General features: G+C 72.1%; 14 protein-coding genes and 1 pseudogene. 6 read left to right on the top strand and 9 right to left on the bottom strand.

All coding sequences use genetic code 11. The features are described from left to right. Nucleotide 1 precedes the first annotated feature (1 nt). Nucleotides 2-1,216 (top strand): ROK family protein, encoded by a 1,215-nt coding sequence (locus tag OG709_RS03455; protein WP_250300522.1) that lies wholly within the window; start codon nucleotides 2-4, stop codon nucleotides 1,214-1,216. 275 nt (nucleotides 1,217-1,491) lie between these two features. Beyond that, nucleotides 1,492-1,782, top strand: coding sequence for an SHOCT domain-containing protein (locus tag OG709_RS03450; RefSeq protein ID WP_329164763.1), 291 nt, complete (start codon nucleotides 1,492-1,494; stop codon nucleotides 1,780-1,782). An 85-nt stretch (nucleotides 1,783-1,867) separates the two neighbouring features. Here OG709_RS03450 and OG709_RS03445 read toward each other — a convergent pair whose 3' ends face one another. Next, on the bottom strand, nucleotides 1,868-2,362 hold the full coding sequence (locus OG709_RS03445; protein ID WP_250300518.1) for an ATP-binding protein: 495 nt from the start codon (nucleotides 2,360-2,362) through the stop codon (nucleotides 1,868-1,870). A 140-nt stretch (nucleotides 2,363-2,502) separates the two neighbouring features. Beyond that, a complete protein-coding gene (locus OG709_RS03440; RefSeq protein ID WP_250300515.1) occupies nucleotides 2,503-2,811 on the bottom strand; it encodes a hypothetical protein in 309 nt (102 codons plus the stop codon). A gap of 222 nt (nucleotides 2,812-3,033) precedes the next feature. Here OG709_RS03440 and OG709_RS03435 point away from each other — a divergent pair, with 222 nt between their 5' ends. Continuing rightward, nucleotides 3,034-4,167 (top strand): PLP-dependent cysteine synthase family protein, encoded by a 1,134-nt coding sequence (locus OG709_RS03435; protein WP_284347920.1) that lies wholly within the window; start codon nucleotides 3,034-3,036, stop codon nucleotides 4,165-4,167. Nucleotides 4,168-4,221: 54 nt separating this feature from the next. Here the strand turns inward: OG709_RS03435 and OG709_RS03430 are convergent, their stop codons facing one another. Then, the gene (locus OG709_RS03430; RefSeq protein WP_250300512.1) at nucleotides 4,222-4,695 is read right to left on the bottom strand and encodes an SRPBCC family protein; all 474 of its coding nucleotides are present in this window, start codon (nucleotides 4,693-4,695) and stop codon (nucleotides 4,222-4,224) included. 305 nt (nucleotides 4,696-5,000) lie between these two features. Beyond that, a complete protein-coding gene (locus OG709_RS03420; RefSeq protein WP_250300510.1) occupies nucleotides 5,001-5,837 on the bottom strand; it encodes a DeoR/GlpR family DNA-binding transcription regulator in 837 nt (278 codons plus the stop codon). Between the two features lie 207 nt (nucleotides 5,838-6,044). Between OG709_RS03420 and OG709_RS03415 the strand changes: the two are divergent. Beyond that, a pseudogene (locus tag OG709_RS03415) lies at nucleotides 6,045-8,386 on the top strand (hypothetical protein); the annotation flags it as partial. On the opposite strand, the gene OG709_RS03410 reads toward OG709_RS03415, so the two are convergent. The 4 genes from OG709_RS03410 to OG709_RS03395 form a co-directional block, all read right to left on the bottom strand. Beyond that, the gene (locus OG709_RS03410) at nucleotides 8,362-10,797 is read right to left on the bottom strand and encodes a right-handed parallel beta-helix repeat-containing protein (RefSeq protein WP_250300508.1); all 2,436 of its coding nucleotides are present in this window, start codon (nucleotides 10,795-10,797) and stop codon (nucleotides 8,362-8,364) included. The pseudogene OG709_RS03415 and the gene OG709_RS03410 sit on opposite strands and share 25 nt — an antisense overlap. A gap of 90 nt (nucleotides 10,798-10,887) precedes the next feature. Continuing rightward, a complete protein-coding gene (locus tag OG709_RS03405) occupies nucleotides 10,888-11,493 on the bottom strand; it encodes an Rv1733c family protein (RefSeq protein ID WP_250300506.1) in 606 nt (201 codons plus the stop codon). A 132-nt stretch (nucleotides 11,494-11,625) separates the two neighbouring features. Further along, nucleotides 11,626-12,459 carry an MOSC domain-containing protein gene (locus OG709_RS03400; protein ID WP_329164755.1) on the bottom strand — a complete coding sequence of 278 codons (834 nt, stop codon included), beginning with the start codon at nucleotides 12,457-12,459 and terminating at the stop codon, nucleotides 11,626-11,628. A 43-nt stretch (nucleotides 12,460-12,502) separates the two neighbouring features. Next, entirely contained in the window at nucleotides 12,503-12,940 is a 438-nt protein-coding gene (locus tag OG709_RS03395) for a DUF6643 family protein (RefSeq protein ID WP_250300502.1), read from the bottom strand. A gap of 283 nt (nucleotides 12,941-13,223) precedes the next feature. On the opposite strand from OG709_RS03395, the gene OG709_RS03390 reads away from it, so the two are divergent. Then, nucleotides 13,224-14,525, top strand: a complete 1,302-nt coding sequence (locus tag OG709_RS03390; RefSeq protein WP_329164753.1) for a TerD family protein — start codon at nucleotides 13,224-13,226, stop codon at nucleotides 14,523-14,525. Between the two features lie 4 nt (nucleotides 14,526-14,529). On the opposite strand, the gene OG709_RS03385 is transcribed toward OG709_RS03390, so the two are convergent. Next, nucleotides 14,530-15,756 (bottom strand): glycosyltransferase, encoded by a 1,227-nt coding sequence (locus tag OG709_RS03385; protein ID WP_329164751.1) that lies wholly within the window; start codon nucleotides 15,754-15,756, stop codon nucleotides 14,530-14,532. Nucleotides 15,757-15,814: 58 nt separating this feature from the next. Between OG709_RS03385 and OG709_RS03380 the strand changes: the two genes are divergently transcribed. After that, on the top strand, nucleotides 15,815-16,600 hold the full coding sequence (locus tag OG709_RS03380) for a glutamate racemase (protein WP_329164749.1): 786 nt from the start codon (nucleotides 15,815-15,817) through the stop codon (nucleotides 16,598-16,600). The last annotated feature ends 36 nt before the right edge of the window (nucleotides 16,601-16,636 follow it).

Raw genomic sequence — 16,636 nt, 5'->3', positions numbered from 1 at the left:
CATGAACGGCAAGGTGACGACCCACCGGACGAAGCTGGAACGTGGCCGCAGCGCGCTGGGACCGGCGCTGGAACTGGTCCACACGGGCCGCGCGCCCACCCGCGCCGTCCTCACGGCGGAGCTGGGCGTCACCCGCGCCACCGCGGGCGCGGTCGCCGCGGAACTCGAAGCGCTCGGACTCATCCAGGTCGACTCCCGGCCCGGCGCCGCGGCCGGATCCCAGGGGCGGCCGTCGCACCGGCTGTCGGTCAACGGCAACGGCCCCGTCGTCCTCGCGGCCCAGGTGCACGCCGACGGATTCCGCGCCGCACTCGTCGGGCTCGGCGGCCGGACCGTGATGACCTCGCCCGGCTGCGTCACCGTCTCCGCCGACCCCGCCCAGGTGCTCGGCGCCGTGGTCGACGCGGGGGCCGCGCTGCTGCGCGACAGCGGTCTGCGCTGTGTCGGCGCGGGACTCGCCGTGCCGTCGGCCGTCGCCGAACCGGAAGGGACCGCCCTCAACCCGCTGCATCTCGCCTGGCCCGCGGGTGCGCCGGTCCGCGACATCTTCGCCGACCGGGTACGCGCCGCGGGCATCGCGGGCCCCGCCTTCACCGGCAACGATGTCAACCTCGCAGCCCTTGCCGAACACCGTCACGGAGCGGGCCGCGGCGCCCAGCACCTGCTCTGCGTGGCGACCGGCCACCGCGGCGTGGGCGGGGCGCTGGTCCTCGACGGCCGTCTGCACACCGGGAGTTCGGGCCTGGCCCTGGAGGTCGGCCATGTCACCGTCAACCCCGAGGGCCGCCCCTGCTACTGCGGGAGCCGGGGCTGTCTCGACGTCGAGACCGACCCGCTGGCCTTCCTGACCGCCGCCGGACGCACGCCGGGCCCCGAGGTCTCGCTCCTCCAGCAGTCCCGGGACATTCTCCGTACGGAGTACGGCGATCCCGGTGTCCGGATCGCCGCCCAGGAGGTGGTCGACCGCCTCGGTCTCGGTCTCGCCGGGCTGGTCAACATCCTCAACCCGGACCGCATCATCCTCGGCGGCCTGCACCGCGAACTGCTCGACGCCGACCCGGAGCGGCTGCGCGCGGTGGTCGCCGACCGCAGCCTGTGGGGGCGCAGCGGCGGGGTACCGATCCTGCCCTGCACCCTGGACCACAACAGCCTGGTGGGAGCAGCCGAGTTGGCCTGGCAGCCGGTGCTCGACGACCCGCTGTCCGTCATCGGCTGAGGAGCCGCGCGAGGGAGCCGTGCGAAGGAGTCGCGCGAGGGGGTCGCGCAGGGCAGACGAGGGGGCCGCGCAGGGAAGACCCGCGCAGGGAAGCCACGGACGGGACGCCCGCAGGCGGAGCCGCGCACCGAAGCCGCGTCGGGAGCAGCCGCACCGTCGCCGCGTACTCCCGCTGGGGTAGTCCCGGAGCCGCTGGCCGTACGACGCCCGCGGCCCCCTCGCGGAGGGAGGCTCGATATCGGAAAGGGCCATTCCCACCGAGGAGCTGAACCGATATGAACACCCTGGCGTTCGCGGGACCCGGACCGTGGATCCTGTTCTTCCCGTTCTTCTGGGCAGCCGTCGTCATCACGGTCGTCACGGTGCTGCGCCGCACCGTGTGGCGGGGCCGGCGCGGCCCGTGGCAGGGGCCCGGCCGGCCGCGCACCGGGCGCGGCGAGCAGTCGCCGATCGAGATCCTCGGACGCAGGTTCGCGACCGGTGAGATCGATGAGGACGAGTACTGGCGCAGGCTGTCCGTGCTGGACGAGCAGTTCGGTCCGCCGTCCAGGAGCGGGCCCGCCTGACCCTCCCGTCACGACGGCAGGACGCCCCCGGCGCACGCGCGGCGGGGGCGCCCTGCCGCCGTGACGCCCCCGGGGCGCCGTCCGGTCAGCTGACCAGCACCGGCCGGGTGGCCGGATGCGGTTCGGCGAAAGGGCCGGGGGTCGTTGCCCCGTAGAGCAGTTCGCAGTCCAGGGCCGCGGCCGAGGACGGCGCGGGAAGCGTGAACCACACGATCTTCCCGGTCGCCCCCTGCGGCCGTACGCCCCAGCACTCACTGACCGCGGCGATCATCGAGAGGCCGCGTCCGCAGGTGGCGAACTGGTCGGCGTCGCGCACCGTGGGCATCCGGGGATCGTGGTCGTGGACCGACACGGTGAGCCGGTCGAGCAGCAGATCCATCTCGACCGTGCACAACTTGTCCGGTTCGGCATGGCGGTGGACATTGGTGAGCAACTCGGTGACGCCCAGCGCTGCTTGGTCGATCAGCGGATCGAGATGCCAGTAGCGCAGTTGCGCCGACACAATTCTGCGGACCTGTCCGATGCGGGACGGCAGGGCCTGAAGTTCTACTGTGCAATGCCTGGTTGGCTGGCTGATCACGGCTGCGACTCCCCGAAATAGGTCCGGAAGAAGACGAAGTGGTCCGGCGGGGGGCTGTTCTCAGCGTGACCGCCGGTGAACCGTTAGTGATGTGAGTCCAGGGTCGCCCAGGGGGTGCGGCTTCGCAACTCGCGTTCCGGTCAGCGGCGGCTCCCGCGTACGGCGTCCAGGAAGCGGGCGGCGGCCTTCGAGCTGTCGAGCGGCATGTTCCGCTGCCCCATCGTCAGCCGGTACCGGGTGCCGTTGACGGTCGCCACCATGCGGCCGACCCTGGCGAACCACGGCCGTCCGGCGCTGACCGCGCCGAGCGGGGCGCTGTCGATCTCGCGTCCGTTGCTGGTCAGCAGGGCAAGCCTGCCGTCCTTGATCAGTACTTGTCCCGCCCGGGTGAGGGAGCGGGTCCATCGCTCGATCCGTACACCCGTCGCAGTGAATTCGGCCTCTGACATGGCTCGCCCCGCCCTCTTCGAATTGATCCCCTCCGGGAAGTGTGCCGGGCGGCGGGCCCTCGCACCAGTCCGCAACGGCCGCCGGGCGGCATTGGCATGTGCCTTTCCTGGGCGGCGCCCCACAAGTCAGCCCTATGGACGGTCAAAGTGAACGTTTGTGCAGGTGGGGTGCCTATGGTTACGACCGGGGGCCGGAGTTCAGAACAGCGAGGAGCAGGGCGCGTGAGCACGAGTGAGCGGGATCCGGACGCCGGGGCCGCAGTGACCGTCGATGTCGATCGCAGCGACCCGGAGTACCGGGCCTGGCTGAAGGAGGCGGTGCGCAAGGTACAGGCCGACGCGAACCGTTCCGCCGACACCCATCTGCTGCGCTTTCCGCTCCCCGAGGAGTGGGGCATCGACCTCTACCTCAAGGACGAGTCCACCCACCCGACGGGCAGCCTCAAGCACCGGCTCGCCCGCTCGCTCTTCCTCTACGGGCTGTGCAACGGCTGGATCCGGCCCGGCAAGCCGGTGATCGAGGCGTCCAGCGGCTCCACGGCGGTCTCCGAGGCGTACTTCTCCAAGCTCATCGGCGTCCCGTTCATCGCCGTCATGCCGCGCACCACCAGCCCGGAGAAGTGCCGGCTGATCGAATTCCACGGCGGCCGGTGCCACTTCCTGGACGACTCCCGGAGGATGTACGAGGAGGCCGCCGCGCTCGCGGCCTCGACCGGCGGTCACTACATCGACCAGTTCACGTACGCGGAACGGGCCACCGACTGGCGCGGCAACAACAACATCGCCGAGTCGATCTACCAGCAGCTGAAACTGGAGCGGTACCCCGAGCCCGCCTGGATCGTCGCCACCGCGGGGACCGGCGGCACATCGGCGACCATCGCGCGCTATGTGCACTACATGCAGCACGACACCCGGATCTGTGTCCCGGACCCGGAGAACTCCTGTTTCTTCGACGGCTGGACCCGGAACGACCCCCTCGCGACCAGCGACTGCGGGTCCCGGATCGAGGGCATCGGCAGGCCCCGGATGGAGCCGAGCTTCGTGCCGGGCGCCATCGACCGGATGATGAAGGTGCCGGACGCGGCCAGCGTCGCCGCGATCCGCGCCCTCGACCGGGTCATCGGGCGCAAGGCGGGGGGATCCACCGGTACGGGGCTGTGGAGCGCGCTGAAGATCGTCGCCGAGATGGTGGCAGAGGGGCGCACCGGCAGCGTGGTGACGCTGCTCTGCGACCCGGGCGACCGCTATCTCGACAAGTACTACTCCGACAGCTGGCTCGCCGTACAAGGGATCGACATCGCGCCCTGCACCGAGGTGATCGAACGGTTCCTGGCCACCGGCGACTGGACCGAGTGACCGGGATTGCCTGAACGCGGCGCCACGACCGGCGGGTTCGGGTCCGGCGCGGTACTACGCGGGGGCCGTGGCGAGCCGTTCGTCCAGCTTCTGCACGGCCTGGCGGAAGGCCCGCCCCATTCCGGCCCGGCCCAGCCGCATCCCGGCGAGCAGGGGGGCGGGGCCGTCGGCCGCGAAGGTCCACTGGACCCGGGTCCCCGATTCGGTGGTGGTCAGCCGCCACTCCTCCAACAGGGCCCGCAGGCCAGGAGCGTTGGTCTCGTCGACCCGGTAGGCGTACCGGATCGAAGGCTCCGCCGCCAGGATCGATTCGTCCATGCGGACGCCGCCCTTGAGCCGTACCGAACGGCCGCCCTCGGTGTGGCGGGCCTGGGTAACGGCGCTGAACCAGGTGGGCATGGCCTCCAGGTCCTCGGCGAGCGCACCGTAGACGGCCTCGGCGTCGGCGGCGACCCCGGCGGCGTAGACCAGGCGCAGGGGGGCGGACTCTATGAAGTCGAGGCCGACGGGGCGGAGTCGGTGAGCCATCGGGCCGCACCTCCTGGGGAGTCTGGGGCGTACGGGCCCGCACACCATAGCTGACGGCCTGTCAGCTGTCTGCCCCGCCGACCCGGGCGCCCGAACCCCGCGCTATCTCACACCCGTTGGGGTCGTGAGTGACCACCTGAGGCAGCGGGGCGCTCTCCAGCAGGCCGGCTGGGCGCATCCGGAACCCGGGCAGGTTCCACGGCGGAGGCGGCTCAGGACCGTCGGTCCGGCCACCGTGGAGCAACGGCACCGCAGCCCCGCGGTGACGCGCGGCACCGGGTGAGTACGAGGGCGGGCGGAAGACCTCAGGACAGGTCCTGGCCGCCCTCGCCCGCGACGACCAGCCGCGGCAGGCACTCGGCGATCTCCTCGCGGGCCTCCGCGGACAGCCCGGCGTCGGTGACGAACGCGTCCACGTCCTCCAGTGTCGCGAAGGAACTCAGCCCCACCGTGCCCCACTTGGTGTGGTCGGCGACCACCACCACCCGGCGCGCGGACCGGACGAACCGGCGGTTCGTCTCCGCCTCCGCCAGGTTCGGCGTGGACAGCCCGGCCTCGGCCGATATCCCGTGCACCCCCAGGAACAGCACATCGAAGTGCAGCGAACGGATCGCCTGGTCGGCCACCGGACCGACCAGGGAGTCCGACGGCGTACGCACGCCGCCGGTGAGCACCACGGTCGCCGCCCCCGGACGCGGCCCGCTCCCGGCGGTCACCCGGTGCGCCGAGTGGAAGACATCGGCGACCCGTACGGAATTGGTCACCACCGTCAGGTCCGGCACGTCCAGCAACTGGTGGGCGAGGGCGTAGGTCGTGGTCCCGCCGGACAGGGCGATGGCGCTGCCCGGTACGGCCATCGCCGCGGCGGCCCGCGCGATGTCCTCCTTGGCGCTGAGTTCCAGCCCGGACTTGGCCTCGAACCCCGGCTCGTGCGTGGACGCCTCGACCACCGGCACGGCGCCGCCGTGCACCTTCTCGATGACACCCTGACGCGCCAGCGCGTCGAGGTCCCGGCGGACCGTCATGTCCGAGACCTTGAGCTTGCGGGTGAGTTCGTTGACCCGGACGCCGCCCCGCCGCCGGACCTCGTCGAGGATCAGAGCGCGACGCTGCTCCGCGAGCAAATTCTGGTTGTCGCTCACCGCAGTCTCCGATCCTTCCGCATCACGACACGGCCCCGGCCCGCCTGATCGCCGAGGATCCCTCATCCTCGCACGCAGAGTTCCGGAGTGCCCCACCGGTTGCCGGGCCCGGTCCACGGGGAGATTCAGTGAGAGCCGCGCGGCCGGCGTCCGGGATTCCGGGCACCGCGCCGTCGAGCGTCCCCACCACGAGAGCGAGCCACCGCAGTGTCACCAGCCCCGCCTTCCCGCCCGAGCGGCGAACCCGCCCTCGAACTTCTCGTCCACGGCGTCGGCGGGGCCACCCCGCAGGAGATGCTCGGCGACTCGTGCCCGGTCCGCGTCAGCGGCGACGAGACGGCCGCCGTCTACCGCCGCACCGAGGACGTCGACGCCGAATCCCACCCGGAGCGGTACCAGGACGGCCCGGTCCCCGAGGCGTACGTCTGGTCCAACCTCACCTCGGGCAACAGCGCCCGCGCCCTGTGGCTGCTGCTGCTCCCGTTCATGGTGGTCAACCTCGCCCACTGGATGCTGCCTTCCGCCCACGGAGCGCGCCGGACCGCCCGCCTGTACGGAGTGCTGGTGCGGCTCGTCGCCCTCAGCCTCACCGTGCTGCTGGTCGCCGCGGCCTGCGAGGTGGCACTGGACCTGACGGCCTGGCAGTGCGCGGGCTCGCCCGCCTGCTCCGACGGCAAGTCGTGGCTCGGCTTCCTCTCGGCCGCACGCGGCGATTGGTGGGCACAGCCCGGCCGCAGGCTGGCCGCCGCCGCGCTGGTGCCCAGCGGCCTCACCACGCTGCTCTGGTACCTCTCCAACCGCACCTGGAGCGCGTACGAGTCCCAGCAGCCGCTGGGGGAGGAGTTCCACACCGACCCGGAGGACGCCGAGCCGTCCGCCCGCCCGGCGCTCGGCAGGCCCGGATTCTGGTACGGACGCCGCCTCGTCGCCCGGCTGCGCGCCGCCCACACCGCCGCCGGGTTCCTGACCGTGGCCGCGGCGCTCACCGTCGCCACCGCCACCTTCGACCGCCGTGCCTCGGGGACGCTCCTGGAGGCCATCGGCTGGCTCCTGGAGGCAACGCTGCTGGTGGCCGGGGGAGTTGTCCTCTGGGTCGTCTGCCGCAGGGGCCGTACCGAGACCCGCCTCGACGACGACCTGGACCAGGCCGTCGTCACCCTCCTGCCGGGCGCCGCACTGGTCCTGCTCGCCCTGTCCGCCGTGTACGCGGCCTGGTCCCGGCCCGGCTGGGAGTCGCACGGCACCCTGCCCGGCGACCGTACGTTCGGCATCATCACGCTGTCCCAGCTGGGCCTCGTCGTCGTGCTCGCCGTCGTGGCCCTGGCGCTGTACCGCAGGGCGCCCCACGGCCGTACCGCGCTGCGCGGCCTCGGCGGTCCGGCCGTCGCCCTGCTGGCCTGCGCGCTGGGCGGGGTGATGACCGGCGGTGTCGCCCAGCGGGTGGCCGACTGGCTCGACGGGTCCGGCACCCCCGGCATGGGCCGGAAGAGCGCCATCACCGGGCCGCCGGTCCTGCTCAGCTGGCAGGCCTCGGTGATCCCGGTGCTGCTGCTCGTCCTGCTGCTCCCGGCCGCCTACTACGCGGCCCGCACGGTACGCCGCCGACGCCGCATCGCCCGGACCCTCATGGCCGACTACCCGGGGGAGAAGGCCGACACCGTCCGCACCAGGCAGATCGCCGGAGTCCGGGCCCGCGCCCAACTCACCGACGCGGCGCCGCCGTTCCTCGGCGCCGTGTCGGCCGCCACCCTGCTGCTCGGGGCCGGCGCGCTGCTCGGCTCCTGGTTCAGCGAAGAAGTACCGGGCCGCGCGGCCCAGGTGGCACCGGGCTTCATCGCGTCCGCCGCCCAGGCGGTGCAGGCGCTCGGCTCCTGGCTGATCGGCCTCGGCTTCATACTGTTCGTCACCTGGGGCAGGCGCGCCTACCGCGACGCCTCGGCCCGGCGCAGCGTCGGCATCCTCTGGGACGTGGGCACCTTCTGGCCGCGCGCGGCCCACCCGTTCGCGCCGCCCTGCTACGCCGAGCGAGCCGTCCCCGACCTGACCTGGCGGATGTTCACATGGACCGACCTCACCGGGGGCAGGCTGGTCATCTCCGGACACTCCCAGGGCAGCGTGCTGGCGGCGGCAGCGGTCTGGCAACTTCCCGCCCGCACCCGGCGCAGAGTCGCCCTCCTCACCTACGGATCCCCGCTGGAGCGGCTGTACGGCCGGTGGTTCCCGGCGTACTTCGGCCCCGACTGTCTGTCCGGCCTCCACCAGGAGGTGCGCTGCTGGCGCAATCTGTGGCGCCTGACCGACCCGATCGGCGGCTGGGTGATCCCCGCCGGTGACGTGGACCGGGGGCCGCTGCTCGACCCGTCGGCGTACGGCCGAACGCGCCGGCACCCGCTGCCCGAGGCGGTGCTGGGGCACTCCGACTACCAGGCCGACCCCGCCTTCGCCGAGGAGCGTGCGGGGCTGCTGACCCGGCTCGCCGCCGCGGTGCCACGACAGGCACCGCAGCGGACGACGGACAGCCGGGTCAGGGAAGTTCCGGCAGATCCTCGGCGAACAGCAGACTGAGATCGTCGGTCGACATCTCGGAGAACTGCGCGACCCGGCCGGCGTGCCGCTCCACCATCGACTCGAAAGTCTGGCGGGCGGTACGGCCGTTGCCGAACGCCGGGCCCTTCGGCAACTCGGTGAAGTACTTCAGCAGCGCGTCCGGCGTGCCGTCGCCGAGCCGGTACTCGTGCTCCTCGGCCTGCTGTTCCACGATCCGCAGCAGTTCCGCCGGCTCGTAGTCGCCGAAGGTGATGGTCCGTGAGAAACGGGAAGCGACACCGGGGTTGACGCCGAGGAAGCGCTCCATCTCCAAGGTGTACCCGGCGACGATCACCACCACGGCGTCGCGGTGGTCCTCCATCAGCTTCACCAGGGTGTCGATGGCTTCCTTGCCGAAGTCCCGGCCGGAATCCTCGGGGGAGAGGGCGTACGCCTCATCGATGAACAGCACGCCGCCGCGCGCCCGGTCGAACGCCTCCTGGGTACGGATGGCCGTCGAACCGATGTGCTCGCCCACCAGGTCGACACGGGAGACCTCGACGAGGTGTCCGCGCTCCAGCACTCCCAGCGAGGCCAGGATCTCGCCGTACAGCCGGGCCACCGTCGTCTTTCCCGTGCCGGGGGAGCCGGTGAAGACCAGATGGCGGCGGGCCGAGGCCGCCTTGAGCCCCGCCTCGCGACGGCGGCGGCCGATCTCGATCATGTCCGTGAGGGCGCGCACCTCCCGCTTGACGCTCTCCAGGCCCACCAGGGTGTCGAGTTCACCGAGGACGTCCTCCGACGACCGTATGGGCTCGGTGACGGCCGGGGCGGCCGGGACGGCGGGTGTCCCGGTGGGGCGCTGGGCGGGGACCGCGCCGAGCAGCCCGGCGGTCTGGGTCGCGGTCGCCACGGCAGGAGTCTCCGGCGGCTCCGTCAGCAGACCGCTCTCGTCACTGGTGCAGTCCTCCACGACCGGACCGCCCGCGCCGCCGTCGCCGTGGGCGCCGTCGGCGAACTCGTAGCCACCGCGCGCGCACCGCTCGGTCCGGCAGCGGGTCAGGGTGGTGCGGCAGCCGTCTATGACGTGGAACCCGTACCCGCCGCTGCCGGTCACCCGGCAGTTGTGGAAGGTGCCGCGGCCCTCGGCCGAGACGTAGAAACCGGCCTCGGCGGGCGTGGTGACCGTGCACCGCTCGATCCGCGGGTCGGCGCCCTTGGTGACGATGACCCCGGTCTGCGCGGCGTCTATGGTGCAGCCGCTGAGCGTGCCGCCACTTCCGTGGTCGCGGAACCAGGCGCCGGTCGCGGCCTCCCTGATACGGCAGTCGTCGAGCTGCGCGGTGGCGCCGTCGCTCACCGACACGGCCGTGTTGCGGACCTGGGAGAGGTCGCTGTCGACGACATCGGCACGTGAGCCGCGGTCGAGCACGAAGATCGCGTCGGGCACGTCGTGCACCCGGCAGGAGTCCAGCACGACCGTCGCACCGTCGCTGACCCAGACGGCCGGGTAGTCGCCCGTACTGTCATGGATCTCACACTGGTTGGCGTCCACCCGGGTGCCCGGGTCCCAGACGGACAGGCCGTTGCGTCCGAAGCGCCGGACGGTCGAACGCGTCAGGGTCAGCACCGAACGGGACCGCAGATCGACCGCGTTCTCCGGAATGTCATGGATGTCGCAGTCGGACAGCGTCAGCACCGCATCGGTGTCCAGCGTGACCCCGTCGGCCGAAGTGCGGTGCACCGTGCAGTCGGTGAGGTGCGCCGACGCCCGCGCGGCGACCTGCACACCGGTGCCCTTGACCTCGTACACCTCGCAGCCGAACGCCTCCAGACCGCTGCCCTCGCCGGTGATGCTCAGCCCGGCCCCGGACGCGTGATGCACCCGGCACCGCTCGATCCGCGGATGCGCGCCGCCGTGCACCGAGATGCCCGACTGCCCGGCCGCGACGACCTCGCAGTCCTCGAACACCCCTCCGGCGCCGTCGAGTACGCCGATCCCGACCCCGGCCGGGTTGTCGACGGTGCAGCGGCGCACGGTGGGCCGCGCCGCTCCGCGTACCTCGATGCCGACGGCGGACCGGGTGACGATCCGCAGATCCAGCAGCTCCGGCGTGCCCTCCTCGACGAGCAGCGCGGGGGCCGACGAGTCCTGGCCCTCGATCTGGAGATCCTGGACCACCGCCGACGCCCGTACGGTGAGCGGGATCCCGTCGGCGGGAGCGATCCGCACCGAGCCGGCCGCACCTTCACTGCCGCGCAGGGTGACGCCGTGCTGCACGACGAGATTCTCGCGGTACGTGCCCGGCGCGACGGTGAGGACATCGCCGTCGCCTGCGGCCTCCAGGGCCGCGGAGAGTGAGGCGTACTCGCCTGTGCGGCGCCGCCACCTCGATGTTCCGGTGTACGTCACCTGGACCGTGCCCTGTGCCATGGCGGTGTTGTGCCCCCACCTCGTGTGCCCGACGGATGTGGCCCCACCGTAGCGCGCGTGGGACGCGGGAGTTGACGCGAGGAGCCGGTCTCAGCTGCCTGTGCCGGTGCGTCCCCAGTCGGGACCGGCTTTCGCCCAGGCGCGGTCGAGCCTGACGTACCGTCCCCGTACGAGCCGCCATACGACGAACCGCCGGCCGAGCACGATGAGCCCGGCCGCCGCCGCAGCCGCGCCCGTCCCGGCGAGGACCGCGTGGGCCCGCGCTGTGGACGCCTTCATGGGCCTGCTGACGATCCGTCCGCGGTCGTCCGTCCAGATGCGCAGGTGGGCGCCCGGGAGGTCGTCGCGGTCGAAGGTGGAGAGCGGCCCGCTGTGCCTGCTGCCGTCCACACCGGTCCAGACGGCGGCGACCCGGCCGCGGGGCACCGCGTCGGCCACCCCGTCGGGATTGGCGACCACCGAACGGTCGGCCAGCGCCCGCACCACCGTGGCCGTCGTCGCGTGCCGGTGACGGCGCTGCTCCTGTGCCGCGTCCTGCAGCGCGCTGTCGGTGAGCGCACCGCACAGCCACCCGACCACCGGGCTCACGACGGCGATCAGCAGCACCGCGGCGAGCGCCACCCACGCCTCGGCGAGGTCGGTCCCACGGCGCAGCGGATTGTGCCGCCAACGCCACACACCGGAAGCGGTCCGCACGGTCCCGCACCCCCTTCCGTATCCGCCCTCACCCCACTGGGCACGGCAGGCGCACGGGTGGAGCGCCGGGAGGGCGGTCCCCCTCCGTCCAACGCGCCTGCTGTATCTGTGAGTTCCCTGGGAAGCGGGAACTCATTCGAGGATGTGCACCGGATCACCGACGTGCAGGACGCCGGTCCGTTCGGGGACGAGATTCTGGCCGAACAGCAGATCGTTGTCCACGCGGCGATGGCGCGCGAGCGTGCGCAGCGGTTCCCTGCCGCGCTCGGACGTCCGCTGGTCGGTGGTGGTCACGACACACCGGCCACTGGGTTTGGCCACCCGGAAGGTGACCTCACCGATCGCGATACGGGTCCAGCCGTCCTCCGCCCACGGCGGGACGCCCGACACGACGACACTTGGCCGGAACCGGTCCATCGGCAGCGGACCCTCCTCGGGGAGTTCCCCCTGTGCGATGAGGGAGTTCAGGGCATCGAGCGAGGAGACGGTGGTCAGCAGCAGCGGATAGCCGTCGGCCAGGCTGACGGTCTCACCGGGCCGTGCGTACCTCGGGTCGACCGGACGCCGGTGCGCCGGATCGTCGAGATGCACGAGCCGTACGGGAGCGCCGAGGTACGAGCTGAACCAGGTGTCCGCCGCCGGACCGGCGGGCACGACCTCGACCCTGTCCCGGAAGAGCTGCACCCCGATGGTCCCCACCGGTCCGGGCACCGCGACCGTCAGGGCCGCGCTGCCGGGCGCGGACAGCCTGATCCCACCGTCCGGCAGCGGTTCCGCACCCGCCAACGTCAGGCGTGGCTGCTGGCGTTGGGTGACGGCCTTCCCGTGTTCGTCCACGACCATCCACCGGCGGTCTCCGGCCAGCCCCCAGGGCTCGACCACCGCCGAGCCCGGCGCACACCCCGTGAGGGACTTGACCGGATGGACATGGATCTCGTGCAGGACTGCGTGGATGGGCTGCGACACAGCAGCCATCCTGCCACCCGGTCCTGACGGGCTGTCGGGTGGATCAGTATCCGCGTCCCTGGTACGGGCGGTTGTACGGGTCCTCGTACGGCGCGGGCCTCGGCGCCGCGGGGCGCATCGCCTCGTATCCGGCGCCACCCACCGGCCGCTGCGGCTGCTGCTGCGGCCCCGGGTAGCCGCGGGGCGCCGCGGCCTGCTGCGGGATGTACGGGGCCGGAGCGTGCTGCATCGGCACCGGCTGCGCCATCGGCTGCGGATAGCCGTACGACGGCGCGTGCTGCGAGGGGCCCGGCGGCAGCGCCGGCAGGGCCGAAGGCAGCGCGGGCAGGTAGCTGTTGCCGGTGTCGTACGCCGAGGGCACTCGGATCGGCGCGATCTGAGGGGTGCCCCGCTCTGCGACAAGAGAATCGTAGATAGGGGTGTCCGGGAAGGACGGCGCGGAGTAGTAACCGCCGCCGTAGGTCGCACGGGGGGACGTCATGGCACATAAGTTAAGCCCACGATGTGCTGATTGGGGAGCCCGATAAGAGGGTTCTTTTGCGTGTTGAGAGTGACTGTGGATCCCCAATGCGAGCGAACTTGGCAAAAACGGTCGTCCAACTGCGTCAAGATGGGGTAGTGACCTGCTCGGGAGTTGGTTACCAGTGAGTTGCCAGAACGTTGCGTGACGATCTTCCCGTGCCCCTCGGGAGCGCACCGCGGTGCCTGCGATTAGGTTGGCCGTACGGAAATCTTCGGCTTCGCGACGCCAGTTGGGGGCGAGCATGTCAATGCTTAAGGGAACCAATGTTCCGGTGTCGGCTCAGGCCGTGCGGGTCGAATTGGGGTGGCGGCAGGGGCCGGGGGTGCCGGATGTCGATGCGTCGGCACTGTTGCTGGTGTCGGGAAAGGTGCGCTCCGACGCGGACTTCGTCTTTTACAACCAGCCCGAGCACGCTTCGGGAGCCGTGCGCCACGAAGGGAAAAAACCCGCGGGCGACACCGTGACCGACACGCTCTCGGTCGATCTCGCCCGCGTGGAACCCGCCATCGAGCGGGTGGTCCTCGCGGCCTCGGCCGACGGGGGCATCTTCGGACAGGTCCCCGGGCTGTACATCCGGTTGACCGACGCGGCGGACGGCACGGAGATCGCACGCTTCGACAGCCAGGACGCGACCGTCGAGACGGCCTTCCTCCTCGGTGAACTCTACCGGCGCCAGGGCGCCTGGAAGTTTCGTGCGGTCGGGCAGGGGTACAGCACCGGCCTCGGCGGGCTGGCCACCGACTTCGGGATCAGTGTGGACGAGCCGCAGCAGGCCGCCCCGTCGGCGGCTTCCGCTCCGGCGCCCGCCCCGCCCGCCTTCCCGCCGCCGCCCGCGGTCGCCGCGCCGTACACCGCCCCCGTACCGCCCCCGCCGCCCGTCGCACCCCCGGCCGCGCCGGCCCCCGTGCGGCTCAGTAAAGTCACTCTGACGAAGGACGCGCCGACCGTCTCCCTCGCCAAGCAGGGCGGCACGTCGGGCGCCATGCGGGTGAATCTCAACTGGGAGACGCGCAAGCAGTTCAAGGGCTGGGGCGCCAAGCTCAGCAGAGCCGTCGCCGTGCACTCCGATCTCGACCTGGATCTCTGCGCGCTCTACGAACTGGCCGACGGGCGTAAGGGTGTCGTACAAGCACTGGGTAATGCTTTCGGTTCGCTGAACCAGCCGCCGTACATCCATCTCGACGGCGACGACCGCACCGGATCCGTTTCGGCCGGAGAGAATCTCACGGTCAACCTCGACCAGAAGAACAGAATCCGACGGGTTCTCATCTTCGTGACGATCTACGAGGGCGCCAGGAGCTTCGCCGATCTCCATGCGACGGTCACCCTTCAGCCCCAGAACGGCGCGGCGATCGACTTCTCGCTCGACGAATGCACCGTGCCGTCCACGGTCTGCGCACTCGCGCTGCTCACCAACGACGGCGGTGATCTCGTCGTCCAGCGCGAGGCCCGCTATCTGGTGCCCGCCCGCGGGGTCAGCCCGCAGCGCACCGTCGACCAGGCGTACGGCTGGGGCATGAACTGGACGCCCGGCCGGAAGTGAACGTTCACCGCTCCGGCGCGGTTCCCGGACCGGCCTCGCTGCCGGGAACCGCGCCGGAGCCCGGGTGGGCGTCGGGTTCCGGGCGGGCGTACGTCCGCCCCTTCCAGGCAGCGCCGCGTCCCCGGTAGTGCTGCACCGCCGAGTCGACCGTCATCAGGAGATAGAGCAGCGCGGTGAACGGCAGCAGCACGGCGAGCCAGAACGGCTGCCGGTAGTAGCGCAGCATCGGGAGATACGTCCCCGCCATCACCAGCCAGGCGAGACCGCCCGCCCACGCGGCCGGGGCGTTGTGCGACAGCAGCCCGGCCACCAGCGTGGCGGGCGGCGCGAGATAGATCAGGGCGAGTCCGAGCACCGTACCTGCGAGCAGCGGAAGACTGTGGCGCAGCTGTGCGTACGCGCTGCGCGAGACCATCCGCCACAGGTCGCTCAGGCGCGGATAGGGGCGCACGCTGTCCACCCGCTCGGCGAGCCCCAGCCAGATGCGCCCGCCGCTGCGCCGTACGGCGCGGGCCAGCGACACGTCGTCGATCACCGCCTGCCGGATGGAATCGGGGATGCGGGCCCGTTCGGCGGCCTCGGTGCGCAGCAGCACGCAACCGCCCGCCGCGGCCGAGGTCCTCGACCCCGGCCGGTTGATCCACCGGAACGGATAGAGCTGCGCGAAGAAGTACACGAACGCGGGCACCACCAGCCGCTCCCAGACGCCGGCGACCCGCAGCCGCGCCATCTGGGACACCAGATCGAGCCGGGCCGTCCCGGCGGCGGCCACCAACTCGCGCAGGCTGTCCGGCCGGTGGGCGATGTCGGCGTCGGTGAGCAGCAGATACTCAGGGCCTCGCGCGCGGGCCAGCTGCATTCCGTACCGCAGCGCCCAGAGCTTCCCGGTCCAGCCGGGCTCCGGCTCGCCGGGGGAGACCACGGTCAGCGTCAGCCCGCCGTGCCGTGCGGAGAGGTCCCTGGCCAGCTGCCCGGTGCCGTCGGAACTGCCGTCGTCGACCAGGAGGATCTCGGCGTTCCCCGGGTAGTCCTGGGCCAGCAGCGACGGCAGGCTCAGCGGAAGTACTTCGGCCTCGTCCCTGGCGGGCACGACGACGGCGACGTCCGGCCAGTCGGCGGGCTCGGTACGTGCGGGTAGGCGCTGGTCCGTGCGCCAGAAGAAACCCTGCCCCAGCAACAGCCACACCCATGCGGCCAGCGAACAGACGGCGATCCAGGCAATGGTGGTCATCCGCCGAAGTCTGCCGCACCACCGCGGCCCGGCAGGGCCGGTCGACTAAGGTGACCGGGTGAAGATCGCACTGATGGATTCCGGAATCGGCCTGCTCGCGGCGGCTGCCGCGGTACGTCGGCTGCGGCCCGACGCGGAGCTCGTCCTCTCCTGCGACCCCGACAACATGCCGTGGGGGCCGCAGACGTCCGCCGACGTGACGTCGCTCGCGCTGACCGTGGCGCGCGCCGCGGCCGTACACCGGCCGGACGTACTGATCGTCGCCTGCAACACGGCGTCCGTGCACGCCCTGCCCGCGCTCCGGGCCGAGCTGGAGCCGGACATCCCGGTCATCGGTACGGTGCCCGCCATCAAGCCGGCCGCCGCGGACGGGGGGTCCGTCGCCATCTGGGCGACCCCGGCGACCACCGGCAGCGCCTACCAGCACGGTCTGATCCGTGAATTCGCCTCCGGCGCGGATGTCACCGAGGTGCCCTGCCCGGGACTCGCGGACGCCGTCCAGTACGCCGACGAGGACGCGATCGACCGTGCCGTGGCCGCAGCCGCCGCCCTCACCCCGCCCGGCGTAAGGGGCATCGTCCTGGGCTGCACCCATTACGAGCTGGTCGCGGAGCGGATCCGTGACGCCGTGCGACGGCCGGACGGACCTCCGGTCGAGCTGTACGGATCGGCCGGTGCGGTGGCCGCACAGGCGCTGCGCCGCATCGGTGCCGGGCCCGCGCCCGACGCCGACCCGAGCGCCTCGCTGACCGTGCTGCTGAGCGGTCGCCAGGCACCGCTGCCGGGCCCCGCGCTGGCGTACGCCGAAGGGCGTCTGCTCCCGGCCGTCAGCCCCGCGCACTGAGCGGCGCATCCGCCGCGCGGTCACTGCCGCACCCGT

This window comes from Streptomyces sp. NBC_01267 (genome assembly GCF_036241575.1).
Taxonomy (GTDB): Bacteria; Actinomycetota; Actinomycetes; order Streptomycetales; family Streptomycetaceae; genus Streptomyces.
Note: the sequence above shows the minus strand (reverse complement) of the source record. Positions and strands in the feature narration are given on the sequence as shown.